The sequence below is a fragment of the Saccharothrix sabaoui genome (assembly GCF_051756985.1).
In the GTDB taxonomy this organism is placed as follows: domain Bacteria; phylum Actinomycetota; class Actinomycetes; order Mycobacteriales; family Pseudonocardiaceae; genus Actinosynnema.
In genome coordinates, this window is the sequence record NZ_JBPKJK010000076.1 from 1 (window position 1) to 14,216 (window position 14,216).

At 69.9% G+C, this 14,216-nt stretch carries 15 protein-coding genes; 11 read left to right on the forward strand and 4 right to left on the reverse strand.

Features of this window, described 5'->3' with window-relative positions; genetic code table 11:
• Positions 1-115 precede the first annotated feature (115 nt).
• From ACR807_RS23105 to ACR807_RS23150, 10 genes are all read left to right on the forward strand, one after another.
• Entirely contained in the window at positions 116-478 is a 363-nt protein-coding gene (locus ACR807_RS23105) for a BlaI/MecI/CopY family transcriptional regulator (RefSeq protein ID WP_438923505.1), read from the forward strand.
• The gene (locus ACR807_RS23110; protein ID WP_438923506.1) at positions 475-1,413 is read left to right on the forward strand and encodes a M56 family metallopeptidase; all 939 of its coding nucleotides are present in this window, start codon (positions 475-477) and stop codon (positions 1,411-1,413) included. Before ACR807_RS23105 ends, ACR807_RS23110 begins: the two co-directional genes overlap by 4 nt.
• 72 nt (positions 1,414-1,485) lie before the next feature.
• Entirely contained in the window at positions 1,486-1,827 is a 342-nt protein-coding gene (locus ACR807_RS23115; protein ID WP_438923474.1) for an NADH-quinone oxidoreductase subunit A, read from the forward strand.
• Positions 1,818-2,945 (forward strand): hypothetical protein, encoded by a 1,128-nt coding sequence (locus ACR807_RS23120; protein ID WP_438923475.1) that lies wholly within the window; start codon positions 1,818-1,820, stop codon positions 2,943-2,945. Before ACR807_RS23115 ends, ACR807_RS23120 begins: the two co-directional genes overlap by 10 nt.
• On the forward strand, positions 2,938-3,858 hold the full coding sequence (locus ACR807_RS23125; protein WP_438923476.1) for an NADH-quinone oxidoreductase subunit H: 921 nt from the start codon (positions 2,938-2,940) through the stop codon (positions 3,856-3,858). The genes ACR807_RS23120 and ACR807_RS23125 overlap by 8 nt, the downstream gene beginning before the upstream one ends.
• Positions 3,859-3,864: 6 nt before the next feature.
• A complete protein-coding gene (locus ACR807_RS23130; RefSeq protein ID WP_438923477.1) occupies positions 3,865-4,428 on the forward strand; it encodes an NADH-quinone oxidoreductase subunit J in 564 nt (187 codons plus the stop codon).
• Positions 4,425-4,730 carry an NADH-quinone oxidoreductase subunit NuoK gene (nuoK, locus tag ACR807_RS23135; protein WP_438923478.1) on the forward strand — a complete coding sequence of 102 codons (306 nt, stop codon included), beginning with the start codon at positions 4,425-4,427 and terminating at the stop codon, positions 4,728-4,730. The genes ACR807_RS23130 and nuoK overlap by 4 nt, the downstream gene beginning before the upstream one ends.
• Positions 4,731-4,734: 4 nt before the next feature.
• Complete coding sequence (locus tag ACR807_RS23140) at positions 4,735-6,630, forward strand: NADH-quinone oxidoreductase subunit 5 family protein (RefSeq protein ID WP_438923479.1); 1,896 nt, start codon at positions 4,735-4,737, stop codon at positions 6,628-6,630.
• 7 nt (positions 6,631-6,637) lie between these two features.
• Positions 6,638-8,128 carry a complex I subunit 4 family protein gene (locus ACR807_RS23145; RefSeq protein WP_438923507.1) on the forward strand — a complete coding sequence of 497 codons (1,491 nt, stop codon included), beginning with the start codon at positions 6,638-6,640 and terminating at the stop codon, positions 8,126-8,128.
• The gene (locus tag ACR807_RS23150) at positions 8,121-9,539 is read left to right on the forward strand and encodes an NADH-quinone oxidoreductase subunit N (RefSeq protein ID WP_438923480.1); all 1,419 of its coding nucleotides are present in this window, start codon (positions 8,121-8,123) and stop codon (positions 9,537-9,539) included. The genes ACR807_RS23145 and ACR807_RS23150 overlap by 8 nt, the downstream gene beginning before the upstream one ends.
• 49 nt (positions 9,540-9,588) lie before the next feature.
• Here the strand turns inward: ACR807_RS23150 and ACR807_RS23155 are convergent, their stop codons facing one another.
• The 4 genes from ACR807_RS23155 to ACR807_RS23170 are packed head-to-tail and all read right to left on the reverse strand — an operon-like array spanning position 9,589 to position 13,411.
• Entirely contained in the window at positions 9,589-11,868 is a 2,280-nt protein-coding gene (locus tag ACR807_RS23155; RefSeq protein WP_438923481.1) for a heavy metal translocating P-type ATPase, read from the reverse strand.
• A complete protein-coding gene (locus tag ACR807_RS23160; RefSeq protein WP_438923482.1) occupies positions 11,861-12,847 on the reverse strand; it encodes a DUF8832 domain-containing protein in 987 nt (328 codons plus the stop codon). Before ACR807_RS23160 ends, ACR807_RS23155 begins: the two co-directional genes overlap by 8 nt.
• A 56-nt stretch (positions 12,848-12,903) precedes the next feature.
• Positions 12,904-13,110 carry a heavy-metal-associated domain-containing protein gene (locus ACR807_RS23165; RefSeq protein ID WP_438923483.1) on the reverse strand — a complete coding sequence of 69 codons (207 nt, stop codon included), beginning with the start codon at positions 13,108-13,110 and terminating at the stop codon, positions 12,904-12,906.
• 19 nt (positions 13,111-13,129) lie between these two features.
• Positions 13,130-13,411: a metal-sensitive transcriptional regulator gene (locus ACR807_RS23170; protein WP_438923484.1), complete on the reverse strand. Its 282-nt coding sequence runs from the start codon at positions 13,409-13,411 to the stop codon at positions 13,130-13,132.
• 205 nt (positions 13,412-13,616) lie between these two features.
• Between ACR807_RS23170 and ACR807_RS23175 the strand changes: the two genes are divergently transcribed.
• Positions 13,617-14,006, forward strand: coding sequence for a four-helix bundle copper-binding protein (locus tag ACR807_RS23175; protein WP_438923485.1), 390 nt, complete (start codon positions 13,617-13,619; stop codon positions 14,004-14,006).
• The last annotated feature ends 210 nt before the right edge of the window (positions 14,007-14,216 follow it).

A 14,216-nucleotide genomic window follows, 5' to 3' on the forward strand; every position in this document is an offset into this window, starting at 1 on the left:
ACGGACACGGGCCGCGCGGGCAGCGCGGACCCTTTCCTACTATATCGACTAGTAGAGGTCGCGTCTTCTGAGGGCCCCTTCGACCACGTAACATGTCGTGGTCGAAGGGGGCATGATGCACGGGCTGGGCGAGTTGGAAGAAGCGGTGATGGACGTGCTGTGGCGCGCGTCCGAGCCGATGAAGGTCCGTGACGTCCTCGACGACCTCGACACCGGCAGGCAGCTCGCCTACACGACGGTCCTGACCGTGCTGGACAACCTGCACCGCAAGGGCTGGGTCCAGCGCGAACTTGTCGGCAAGGCCTACCACTACGAGCCGATGACGAGCCGTGCCGAAGCCGCGGCGAACGCCGTGCGCGAGCTGGTCAACGCCTCCGGCGACCCGGACGGCGCGCTGCTGCACTTCGCGCGCTCCGCGTCGGAGCACGAGACCGAACTGCTCCGCAAGGCGCTGCCGAGGAAGCCGTGCAAGAAATGACCGTGGCCGCCGCGTTGCTGGTCACGGCAGGGCTGATGGGCGTGCTCGCACCCCGTCAGTTGGTGCGCCTGGTCGCGTGTGGCACCGACCCGCTCGTCCCGCTGCTCGCATGGCTGGCTTGCGCCGTGAGCGTCGTGACCACCGCCGCCCTGGCCGTGACGCTGCTCCTCCTGCCCGACCACGGTTCCCACGCGCTGGCCTTGGCGCACGAGTGCTGGTCGTCGCTGGCCCATGGCATGACGCCACGCATCGAGGCAGCCGGCGGCGTCATCGGCCTGGTGCTGCTGGTCGCACTCCTGAGCAGGCTGACCGTCGTGAGCATGAGAGGCGCACGCCGGCGGGCAGGCAGGCGCCGGGACCACCTGGCGACGCTCCGCGTCGCCGCCCGTCGCGAACCCGGCTCACCGACGACGCTCTGGCTCGACCACGACGAGCCGCTGGCCTTCAGCCTGGCCGGCACGCCGGGCGTCGTCGTCGCCACCGAAGGCCTCCGCCGCCGACTCACGCCCGAACAGGTCGACGCCGTGCTCGCCCACGAGCGCGCCCACCTGCGAGGCAGGCACCACCCCCTCGTGGCCACCGGTGACGCGCTGGCGACCGTGCTGCCATTCCTCCCCCTGTTCCGCCGCGCGCCCGCCGTCGTGCGGGAACTGGTCGAACTCGCCGCCGACGCCGCCGCCGTCCGCGCCTGCGGGGTCGACGCCGTCCGGGCAGCCCTGCTGGGCGTGTCGGGCAACGGCGCACCGGGCTCGGCGCTCGCGATGGGCCGGGACTCGGTCGACGTGAGGCTCGAACTCCTGGCCGGCCCGCGTCGCCGACCTGATTCGGCTCGTAGCCTGCTGGTCTACGGAACGGCCTGCGTTGCGGCCATGGTGATCCCGGTGATCGCCGCGTTCACCGGACTGCTGGCCGTCATCCTGGTCGCCTGCCATTGACGTTGCCAATCGCATCGGTCGCGAGTCGATCGTCCGACCCCTAAAATCTACGACCGTGGATAGTCGGGGAACATGACCGGCCTCGTGACACTGCTGGCGGTGACCACCGCCTCGGTGGCGGCGCTGTACGGCGCGGCCACGTTGTTCCGCCTGAGCGCGGCGATGGTCGAGGCGTCGCCGTTCCTGTCCGGGCACGTGCCGAGCGAGCACGCGGTCTCCCGCTATCACGTGCGTTGGTACACCATCACGATGGTGTTCCTCGCGTTCGACATGGAGATGGTCTTCATGTACCCGTGGACGCTCGTCGTGGCGGAGCTGGGCACGCCCGCAGTGGTCGAGATGTTCCTCTTCCTCGCGGTGTTGATGGCCGGGGTCTGGTACGCCTGGCGGGAAGGCGTGTTCCGATGGACCTGATCGAGTGGTTCCTCAGGCGCACTCCCCCGCGGCCCTTCGTCATCGCCACCCCCGGCGGAACCCTCGCTCGCTTCGCCGTGGAACGGGTTGTCCGCGAGCGCGGCTGGTCGACCGCGAGCAGTCCCGCCGAGGGAAACGTGTTGGTCGTCGCCGGCCCGCCCGCATCCGGACTGGACGCCTCCATCGACCGCGTGTGGAACGCCATGCCCCTTCCACGGACACGCACCCACGTCACCGCCGCAACAGAAGCGCCGACCGCACTGGACGCCGCAGCCGCTCGGCTGCACGACCGGGTGCGCCAACGCGACGAAGCCGCTCATCAACCGGCGGAGCTTCCTGAGGACGTGCACGAGATGTCCTGCGGCTCAGGCATGTCCTGCGGGTCCGCCACGCCGGGGATGGACCACGGTGGCCACCAGCACGAGGCGGATCACCAGCACAATACTCGAGAGCATCACAGCGGGCAGGAACCCGATCCAACGCACAGCGGTCACCACAGCCAGGACATGCACCACGGACACGACATGTCCGGCATGGAGATGCCCGGCAGGGTGCCCATGGCGGACCGCGCGACCGACCGCGACGGTCTGATGCTCGATGTGCTGCACGTTCCGCTGGGCCCGGCCCTGCCGGACTGGCCGGAAGGTCTCATCGTTCACACGGTCTTGCAAGGAGACGTGGTCCAAGAGGCACAGGTCGAACTGCTCGCCGGTGCGCATCACACGTCGTGGCGCCAGGAGGTTGCCGACCCTGCGCTCGTCCACCGGCTCGACAGCGCGGCCAGGTTGCTGTCCGTCGCCGGCTGGCAGGACGCGGCCACCACCGCACGACGCCTGCGAGACGACATCTTGGCCGGGTGGACACCCGAGCCCCGACTGGACCGATGGGCCAGGCGGGTGCGGCGTTCCCGGACGCTGCGGTGGTCGCTGGCGGGTGTCGGCGAGTGCGAGGGCAGCGATGCCCTTGGTCGCCTCTACCGCTGGATCGAGGGAGAAGACGAAACGCTCTCGTCGGACGTCCTCCCGCACCTGCTGGTCGGTACGGAGTTGTCCGCCGCGCGATTGATCGTGGCCAGCGTAGGCCTGGACCTCGGCCGGCGGGTGCACGCGCATGGTTGAGGAGACAGCGTGGTGGGGCGGCCTGCTGTTGCCGCTGGTCCTGATCGCCTTCGCGCTGGCAGCTGCCTCGCTGGACTCCGCGCTGGCGTCGAAGGCCTCGGGTGCGCCGCTCGACCTCGCCCGACCACTCCGTGCCACAGCCGGGCTCCTGGTGCAGCAACGCCGCGGCACGCTCGCCGCCGACTCCACGCTGTGGCGAACGGGCGGGGTTGTGCTGCTGGTAGCGGCGGTCTTGGCGTCGGCCGCCACACCGCTGGGTGACTGGGTGGTCGGCGACCTGTCGGTTGGTGTCGTGTGGTTCAACGCGATGGAGGTCGTCGCCTGGGCGGCGGTGTGGTTGGTGGGCTGGGGCGCGAACTCGGCGTTCGGCCTGGTGGCCGGCTACCGGTTCGTCGCCCAGGGCTTGGCTTACGAGTTGCCGCACATGTTCGCGCTGATCACGGCGGCGCTCGGCGCGGGGTCTCTGCGAGTGGGCGACATCGTGGCGGCGCAGGACGACCTGTGGTTCGTGGTGTGGATGCCGATCGCGTTCGTCGTCTACCTGGTGTCGGTGCCGGCCATGGCGTTCTTCCGGCCGTTCGACCAGGCCACCGGCGTCGACGTCGCGGGTGGTGCGCTGGCCGAGCTGTCCGGCGTCGACCGACTGGTGTTCGTCGCCGGCCGGTGGCTGCTGCTCACGTCCGGCGCGGCGATGGCGGTGCCGCTGTTCCTGGGCGGCGGGCACGGGCCACTGCTGCCCGGCTGGCTGTGGTCGGTGGTCAAGACCGCCGCCGTGCTGGCGCTGCTGGTGTGGGTCGGGCGCCGGCTCCCCACCATCCGGGTGGACAGGTTCCAGGAGGTCGCGTGGATGGTCCTGATCCCGGCAGCCCTGCTGCAGGCGTTGTTCGTGTCCGTCGTGGTCGTGTGGGGGTGATCTCCGGTGTGGCGTGACGTGCTGTTCTGGGTGTGCTCGGTGCTCGCCGTGGCGACCGGGATCGCCGTGTTCCGGGTGGACTCGATGGCCCGCGCGACGTTCGCGTTGCTGGCGTCGTTCATCTTCGCGGCGGGCACCGTGCTGCTGTTGGACCTGCCTTACCTCGGTGTGCTGGTCATCCTGATGATGATCATGGAGATGGTCGTCATGGCGGTCTTCATGATCATGTACATGATGAACCCGGCGGGACTGATGCCGATGACCATGGTGCACAACCAGAAAGGCTCGCTGACGATCGCTATCGGCACGTTCGTCCTGCTCGCGTCAGGTGTGCTGCTCACACCGTGGCCGACATCGTCCGCTCCGCGGCCGGAGGACCCGACGATGCAGCTCGGCGAGGCCCTGATGGGCTCGAAGATGCTGGTCATGATCGTGCTCGGCCTGGCGTTGTTCGCGACCATGGTGTGCACGGTCGTCCTGGCCACGCACCGGGGCCGCTACGACCGCTACGGCGACCGGCTGGAGCGCAAACGCCCGCACGACCCGATCCGGGGAGGTCTGGGCCGATGAGCCTCCAGGCTTTCCTGCTGCTCGCATCCGCGCTGTTCAGCGTCGGGCTGTACGGCGCGTTGTCCCAGCAGTCCATCGTGATGATCATGATGGGGTTGGAGCTGATGGTGAACGCGGTCATCGTGGGCGCCGCCGCGTTCTGGTTCCACACCTCGCCCGACCGCGGCGACGGGCAGGTGATCGTGCTGCTGGCCGTGACCGCGATGGCCATCGAGATGGCGGTCGGTTTCGCCGTCACCACCGCGATCTTCCGCAGCCGGGACGTCGACATGACCGACATGGCCGCGGACCTGAAGGGCTGACGGCGTGCTGCTGTGGATGCTCGTTGGCGTGCCGGTCTTGATCGGCTCGGCACTGGCCGTCGTCGGGCGACGAGCGGATCGGCTGGCTCCAGCTGCCGCCGTGGGTACCGGTGTCATAGTGCTCGCGCTGGCGGTGTGGGCCTCGGTCTCTCGACCGGCGGCGTCCGCACCGCTGCTCGACGGTCTTCCGGTCGGGCTGGCGGTGGACGGGCTGTCCGCGGTGATGGTGCTGACCGTGGCCGCCGTGCTGCTGGCTGTGCTGGTTTTCTCGGCCGGCGAGATCAATGACGCTCGCGCCCGGTTCTTCGGGTTGGTGCTGCTGTTCGCGGGCGCGATGCTGGTGACCGTCACCGCGACGACGATGACGGCGCTGCTGATGTCGTGGGAGGTGATGGGTGCGACTTCCTACGCGCTCATCGGCTTCTGGTGGCGTGACGAGAACCGGGTCGCGTCGGGCAGCGTTGCGTTCCTGACCACGCGGACCGCCGACCTCGGCCTCTACCTGGCCGCCGGTGCGATGCTGGCCGGTGGTTCCGGCGGACTTGTGCTGGCCGACCTGCCGGGGATCGAGCCGGGGTGGCGGGACGTGGCGGCGACGGGTGTGGTCGTCGCGGCTCTCGGCAAGTCGGCGCAGTTGCCGTTCAGCTTCTGGTTGTCCCGTGCGATGGCCGGCCCGAGCCCGGTGTCCGCGCTGCTGCACTCGGCCACGATGGTGGCGGCGGGCGCGTACCTGCTGCTCCGGGTGCAGCCGCTGCTCGGTGCGACCGGTTGGGCGGCCGCGGTGGTCGCGTGGGTCGGCGCGCTGACGGCGTTGGTGCTCGGCGCGGTGGCCGTGGTGCAGCGGGATCTCAAGCAGTTGCTGGCCGCTTCGACGTGCTCCCAGGTCGGGTTCATGGTGCTCGCCGCAGGAGCGGGTGGCGTGGCGGCCGGGACCGGACAACTGGTCGCGCACGCGGCGACGAAAAGCCTGTTGTTCCTGTGTGCGGGTGCCTGGCTCTCAGCATTGGGCACCAAGGATTTGCACGCGTTGCGGGGCGTCGGGCGGCGTTATCCGGTGGTCGGGGTCAGCTTCGGCGTCGGAGCGGCCGCACTGGCCGGCGTGCCGCCGTTGTCGATCTGGTTCACCAAGGACGCTGTGCTGAGCTCGGCGCTGCACTCTTCTATCGCGCTGTACGTGGTCGGACTCGCCGCGGCGGTGGCGAGCGGCTTGTACGCGGGCCGGGCGTTGTTCCTGCTGTGGGGACCGCCGGCGGTGAACCCCGAGTTCGACACCGAGGAACGCGGCACAAGGGTGGTGACACGCCTTCAGCAGTGGCCGCTGCCCGTGTTGGCGGTCGGTGCGGTGGGACTGGGTGCCGTGTTCGGCTTGGGCGATTCCCGGTGGTGGGAGACCGTGCTGTCCGCGGTGATCGCCTTGGTCGCGGTCGGGTCGGCGGCGTCGTCGACCCGTGACGGATCGGATGTTCTCGGTGGTCGGTCGCGCGCACTGTCGACATGGCTGTACATGAACACCCTGGTGAGCAGGGGCGTGGGCACGCCGGTGGTCGGGCTCGCCGGATTGCTGGCCCGCTTCGACGACCGGGTGCTGGACGCCGGGGTGCGCCGGGGCTTCGGCACGCCCGTGATCGTGCTCGCCGGGTTGCTCGCCCGATTCGACGACCGGGTCGTGGACGGCGGCGTGCGCGTGACGGCCGGATTGAGCGGCGCGGTGGCGCGTGTCGCCGACGCGAAGGTCGACTGGTCGGTGGACCGATTGGTGCGATGGATCGCGAGCGTCGCACGTGGCCTCGGCCGTGTGGCCAGGCGGCCGCAGACCGGCCAGCTGCACCACTACTACGCCCAAGCCGTGGTCGCCCTCGTGGTGCTCGCGTTGCTGGCGATCGTCGTCGGACGAGGATGAGGTGAACGTGCTCAGCATCGTGGTCTTCCTACCGGTCGCGGTGGCGGTGGCGCTGCTCGCGCTGCCCCGGATCGGAGACCGGGTCGTGCGGTCGGTCTGGATCGCGGTGAGCGCGCTGGACGTGCTGCTCGTCGTCGCGTTGTGGATCGGCTACCGACCTGGGGAATCCGGGTTCGCCTACGAGGTCGACCGGCGGTGGATCCCGAGCGTGGACTCCGGCTACCACGTCGGCGTCGACGGGCTGAGCCTGCCGCTGGTGGCGCTCACGACTGTGCTGTTCCTGGCCTGCGCGATCTACTCGGCGCGGGAGACGCGACGGGTCCGGTCGTACGCGGCGCTGTTCCTGTTCCTGGAAACGGTGTGCCTCGGGCTGTTCGTCTCGCTCGACCTCATCCTGTTCTTCGTCTTCTTCGACCTGTCCATCGTGGGCATGTACTTCGTGATCGCCGGCTGGGGCCATCGGGACGCGGCCCGTGCGGCGCTGAAGTTCTTCCTCTACACGTTCCTCGGCTCGTTGGCGCTGCTGCTGGGGTTCATCGGCCTGTACCTCGCGGCCACGCCACACACCTTCGACATCGTCGAACTGATCCGCCAGGACCCGCTGGCGGGCAAGGGCACCGTGGCGGCCCTGGTGCTGGCGGCGCTGGCTCTCGGGCTGATGATCAAGACGCCGACCATTCCGTTCCACACGTGGCTACCGCCCGCGCACACCGAAGCACCGGCGGCCGGATCGGCGATCCTCGCCGGTGTGCTGTTGAAGATGGGCACCTACGGTTTCGTGCGCATCGCCATGCCCGCGCTGCCCGGAACCTGGCGGAGTTACGCGATGGTCTTCGTGGTCATCGGGGTGGTGAGCGTCGTGTACGGGGCGTTGGTGGCGTTGGCACAGCGCGACTTCAAGCGGATGATCGCCTACACGTCGGTCAACCACATGGGGTACGTCATCCTCGCCGTCGGCGCTGCCGGGGTGGTCTCGTCGTCCGACGCGCAGGCCCGTGAACTGGCGGTGACCGGCGCGGTCACCCAGATGGTGAGCCACGGCCTGATCACCGGTGCGCTGTTCCTGTTGGCCGGCGTGCTCTACGAACGCGGCGGCACCTACGAGATGGACCGCTACAGCGGGTTGGCGGCGCAGGCGCCGCGTTTCGCCGGATTGACCGGTCTGGCCGCGTTCGCCTCGTTGGGGCTGCCGGGCTTCTCCGGGTTCATCGCGGAGTTCCAGATCTTCACCGGCTCGCTCGGCGGCGCACCGATATCCACGGCCGTGGCCTTCCTGGGCATCCTGATCACGGCCGCGCTGTTCCTCCGCGCCCTGCAGCAGTTGCTGATGGGATCGTTCCGCTCCCCCAACGGCCCGTTCCGGGATCTGACCGCCCCGGAGGCGGTCTCCATCGCACCGCTCATCGTGCTCGCGGTCGTCATCGGGCTGTTCCCGCGCTTCCTGCTGGACCTCATCGAGCCCGCCTCGCGGGTGCTGACCTCGATCCTCGGTGGGTGACACCGTCGTGGAGATGATGGACGAGAACCCCCTCGCCCTGCTGCCCGAGATCCTGCTCGCCGTCGCCGCCGTGCTCGGCCTGCTCCTCGGCTCCTACCTGCCGAAACACCGGCAGTGGCTGGTGCGGCTGCTGGCCGCGCTCGCCTGCGGGGCCGGTCTGGTCGTGACGGCCTCGGTGTGGAACGGCGAGCCGATGGCGGTGTTCGGTGAGACCTACGTGGTGGACGTCGCGACCAACGCCACGCGGGTCGCCGTGCTGGTGTCCGTGCTGCTGGTCCTGGGTTTGGCGGGGGCCTCGGTCCGCGGTGCGATGCGGGAGAGCGAGTTCGTCGTGCTGCTGTTGCTCGCCGCGTTGGGCAGCGTGCTCCTGGCCGGGTCGAGCGACCTCATGCTGCTGGCTGCCGGCTACTTGCTGGCCAGCATCCCCCTCTACGCGTTGGCGGGCTTCGCGAAGGACGCGCCCGGCACCGAGGCGGCGCTCAAGTTCTACCTGATGGGAGCCCTGCTCGGGGTCACGATGCTGGCCGGGCTCGTGGTGCTCTTCGGCGTGGGCGGTGCGACCGAGTACACCGCGTTGAGCAGCGGGCTTGCGGACGCACCCGTTGCGGCCTTGGCTGTGGGTGCGATCGCGGTGCTGGCCGGGTTGCTGTTCAAAGCCGGCGCGGTGCCGGCCCACTTCTGGGTGCCCGACGTGACCGAGGGAGCCAAGCCCGTGGTCGCGGCGTTCATCACGACGGTGCCCAAGATCGGCGCGGTGGTCGCGATCTACCGGTTCGTCGCCGTGCCGCTGGGCCAGACGCGGGTGGACTGGGCGCTTCTGGTCGCGGTCATCGCCGCCGTGACGATGACGCTGGGCAACCTGGCAGCGTTCTTCCAGGACAACGTCCGCCGATTGCTGGCGTACTCCACGATCAGCCAGGTCGGCTACCTGCTCGTCGGCGTCGCCGCGGTCGACCGCAGCGAACTCGCGCTGCCGAGCGTGTTGCTCTACCTCGGCGGATACGCCGTGACCAACCTGGGCGCGTTCGCCGTGGTGTGCGCACTACCCCGCGCAACGGTCCTCACCGACTACCGGGGTCTGATCCGCCGCCACCGATGGCTCGCGGTCAGCCTCGTCGTGCTGCTGCTCGGCCTCGTCGGCACACCGCCGACCGTCGTCTTCGCGGGCAAGCTCACCGTGTTCACCGCCGCCTTCGAAGCCGACCTCGTGTGGCTCGTCGTCGTGGCCGCCATCAACACGGTCGCCAGCGTCTTCTACTACCTGAGTTGGATCGGCCCGGCGTTTCGGGGTGAGGAGTCGGCCGCACCCGAGATCAGCCGCTGGGCGGTGCGCACCGCCTACGTGACGGCCACCGTGTCCGTCTTGCTGGGGCTGCTGACCGGTCCTCTGCTCGCACTTCTCGGCACGTGATGCAAGGCGTCCGGAACGGTCGTGCAGACCGCTCCGGACGCCAGGTGGGTCACACTGCTTCGGCCAACTCCCGCTCTTCCGCCTTCACCTGGACCGACGGGGTCCCAGTGTCCGTAGCGGTGGTGCGAAAGCCGCGCAGGCGCAGGCTGTTCGACACCACGAACACGCTGGAGAACGCCATCGCGGCACCCGCGATCATCGGGTTGAGCAGGCCGGCCGCCGCCAGGGGCAGTGCGGCGACGTTGTAGGCGAACGCCCAGAACAGGTTGCCCTTGATCGTGGCCAGCGTGCGGCGGGACAGGCGGATCGCGTCCACGGCGGCACGCAGGTCGCCTCGCACGAGGGTCAGGTCGCTGGCCTCGATCGCCGCGTCGGTGCCGGTGCCCATGGCCAGGCCCAGGTCGGCCTTGGCGAGGGCGGCGGCGTCGTTCACGCCGTCGCCGACCATCGCGACGACCTTGCCCTCGGACTGCAGGCGCGTGATGACGTCGACCTTGTCCTTCGGCAGCACCTCGGCGATGACCTCGGTGATGCCGACCTCGGCCGCGACGGCCCGCGCGGCGGCTTCGTTGTCACCGGTCAGCAGGACGGGCGTCAGCCCGAGCGCGCGCAGCTGCCGGACGGCCTCGGCGGAGGTGGCCTTGACGGTGTCGGCGACGACCAGGACGGCTCGCGCCTCGCCGTCCCACGCGACCAGGACCGCGGTGCGGCCCTTGGCCTCGGCGGCACGCTTGGCCTCGGCCAGGTCGTCGTCCAAGTGCACGCCCCACTCGGCCAGCAGCCGCTCACGGCCGACGATGACCGCGTGACCATCGACCACGCCCTGCACCCCCAGGCCCTCCAGGTTCTGGAACCCTTCGACCTCGGGCAGGTCGCCCACCCGCTCGGCAGCACCGGTGGCAACGGCCTTGGCGATCGGGTGCTCCGAGGCATGCTCGAGCGCACCGGCCAGCCTCAGCACCTCATCCTCCTCGACGCCGGACGCCGTGTGCAGGGAGACCAGGCTCATCCGGCCGGTGGTGACGGTGCCGGTCTTGTCCAAGACCACGGTGTCGACCCGTCGGGTCGACTCCAGCACCTCCGGCCCCTTGATCAGGATGCCGAGCTGCGCGCCGCGCCCGGTACCGACCAGCAGCGCGGTCGGCGTGGCCAGGCCCAGGGCGCACGGGCACGCGATGATCAGCACCGCGACCGCCGCCGTGAACGCCGCCGACACTCCCCCGCCCGCACCGAGCCAGAACGCCAGCGTGCCCACCGACAGCGCGATCACGACCGGGACGAACACCGCCGAGATCCGGTCGGCGAGGCGCTGCGCCTCGGCCTTGCCGTTCTGCGCGTCCTCCACCAGCCTGGCCATCTGCGCCAGCTGCGTGTCGGACCCGACCCGCGTGGCGGTGACGACGAGACGTCCACCGGCGTTGACGGTCGCGCCGACGACCGCGTCACCCGGGCCGACCTCGACCGGCACCGACTCGCCGGTCAGCATGCTCGCGTCGACCGCCGAGCTGCCCTCGACCACCACGCCGTCGGTGGCGATCTTCTCGCCCGGCCGGACCACGAACCGGTCGCCCGCGGTGAGGTCGCCGATCGGGATCCGGACCTCGCGGCCGTCCCTCAGCACGGCGACGTCCTTCGACCCCAACTCCAGCAATGCCCGCAGCGCCGCACCCGCCCGCCGCTTCGACCGAGCCTCGAAGTACCGGCCGGCCAGGATGAACACCGTCACGCCCGCGGCCACTTCGAGGTAGATCGCGCCAGCGCCGTCGGTGCGCTGCACGGTCAGCTCGAACGGGTGCGTCATGCCGGGTGTGCCGGCGGTGCCGAACAGCAGCGCGTACAGCGACCACGCGAACGCCGCGATCGTGCCCATCGAGATCAGCGTGTCCATCGTCGCCGCGCCGTGCCGCAGGTTCGTCCACGCCGCCCGGTGGAACGGCCACGCGCCCCACACCAGCACCGGAGCCGCCAGCGTGAGCGAGATCCACTGCCAGTAGGTGAACTGCAGAGCCGGGATCATCGCGAGCAGGATCACGGGCACCGCCAGCAGGGTGGAGACGATCAGCCGTTGCCGCAGGGCCGTGGTCGGATCGACCTCGATCGCGTCGGCTCGCTCGGGTTCGGCGGCGGGGAGTGCGGCCTGGTAGCCGGCCGCCTCGACCTGGGCCACGAGGGTCTGCGGGTCGACGTCCTCGGGGAAGGTGACGCGCGCCTTCTCGGTCGCGTAGTTGACCGTCGCGGTCACACCGTCAAGCTTGTTCAGCTTGCGCTCGATCCGGGCCGCGCACGAGGCGCAGGTCATGCCGGTGATCGCCAGTTCGATGTCAGCCATGACCGTGCTCCTCCTCTTCCACCTGACCGCCCGCGGTGGGCGTGGATGCCGTGGTGGTTGTCTGCGCCGGCCGCTCGACACCGGTGGTGTCCACGGTGAACTCGGCGGTGCGCACGACGCCGTCGTGCTGGAAGTCCAGGAACAGCCGGTAGCCACCGGCGGACGGCACCTCGGCCACGAACGCGATGCTCGGACCGGCGGGCGTCTTCCCGTCACCGGGTGCGCCCTCCGGGTGTACGTGCAGGTAGGCCAAGTCGCCCTCGCGCAACGCCACCAAGTGACCATACGCCGCCAGGTAGGGCTGCAAGTCGGTGACCGGTGCGCCGTCCTTGGTGACGGTCAGGCGGATCGGGGAAGCCGTGCCTGGGACGAGGTCGCCGTCCAGTTGCACGCGGTAACCGTCGACCTCGGCGACGCGGGAAGGCTCGTGGGCGCGCGGTTCGAACGCACCCGCCGCGTTGACGTCGACACCGAGCGTGGTCACCTCGGCACCCGTGGGCTTGAAGTCGGCGAAGACGCGGTAGCTCCCGGCCTCCGGGACGTCGAAGGGCACGGTCCACGTGCCGTCCGGGGCCATCTCGGGGTGGACGTGCCGGAAGTGGGAGGTGTCGCGACGGACCGCGATGAGGTGCATCCGCTTGTCGTGCTCGACGTCGAAGGCGGTGACGGCCGTGCCGCCGGGGCCCAGGACACGAAAGGAGAAGGAGTTGTTCCCCGTGGTCAGCGTCGTGTCGGTGGGCGCGAGGGTGTAACCGCCCCTGGACGACGCCAGCCCCGCGGGCTGGTCCTGCGCGGTCTCCGCGACGGTGCCGCTGTGGTCGTCCCCGTGGCCGGTGCCCTCGGCACCGGACTCGCCGTCGTGACCGCTCGGGGCGGCTTCGACGGTGAAGGGACCGACAGCGCTTCCGGCCGCCCAGGCGCCACCGGCGACCAGGGCGAGTACCGCACCGTAGGCGGAGAGCTTCGCTGCTGTGTTCATCTCAATCCTTGAGCTGGGGAGCCCGCCGCGCGGGCGGGCTCCGGGTGGATCGGCATTCAGCCGGCGAGCGCGTAGCCCGCTTCCTCGACCGCGGCCTTGACGTCCGCTTCTTCGACCGGGGTCGCACTGGTCACCTTGACCGCGCCGGTCGGCAGGTCGACATCCACGTTCGTCACGCCGGGGATCTGCGACACCTCCTCGGTCACCGACGCCACGCAGTGGCCGCAGGTCATGCCGACGACGGTGTAACTGCTCTCGATCACCGGTAACTCCTGTTCGTTGTCAGGAACGCACCAAGCGGGCGATCGCCTCGCTGGCCTCGCGCACCTTCTCCTCGGCGCTCTCGCCGCCCGCGTTCAGCGCATCGGCGACGCAATGCCGGATGTGGTCGTCGAGCAGGCCCAGGGACACCGCCTGCAGCGCCTTCGTCGCCGCGGCGATCTGCGTGAGCACGTCGATGCAGTACTCGTCGTTCTCGACCATCCGCTGCAACCCGCGAACCTGGCCCTCGACCCGACGCAACCGCTTGAGCAAGTCGTCCTTGCCGCTCGTGTATCCCCGCATGTCCGCTCCTTCATCCGCCCGACGAACCTCAAACTACTCGCGAGTAGACCCTCGGGGCGGGCGCCCTGCTCACAAACGAAAAGATACCCCCGGGGGGTACCTCTGTCAAGTGATCCGGCGGGCACCGTCAACCCCCTCCCCGTACCGGTACGCAGGACTCGCCCACTACGACAATCAGGAGGTCGTCGCGACCACGACACAGGAGATGCTCCGCGCCTACCCTGCCGACCTCGGCAAGGTGGACCGAGAGGCCCTCGCGAAGTGCATCCAGGCGTGTTTCGAATGCGCACAGGCGTGCACCGCCTGCGCGGACGCCTGCCTGAGCGAGGCCGGAGTCGCAGAGCCGGTCAAGTGCATCCGAACCAACCTGGACCGCGCGGACATCTGCGCCACCACCGGTCGGGTCCTGTCCCGGCACACCGGCTACGACGCCAACCTCGCCCGCGCCGTGCTCGAAGCGTGCGCAGCGGCTTGCAAGTCGTGCGGTGACGAGTGCGGCCAACACTCCGGGATGCACGACCACTGCCGGATCTGCGCCGAAGCCTGCCGACACTGCGAACAGGCGTGCCGGGAACTTCTTGCCTCCCTCGGGTGACGGACAGTCGGAGCCGGGAGGTCCGTGCCATGACCCGGGCTCGACGAGGCGATGGCACGTGCTCCCGGCGTCGACCGGAAAACGGTCCACCGCTTCCTCATGTGCCTCATCGCAGTCGATCTTACTATCCGTGATAGTGGACGAACGCCGCGTCCTTCCGTAGCCTGTCCGAGACCCGATCCGGGGTCACCCATTCGGATTACCTACCGC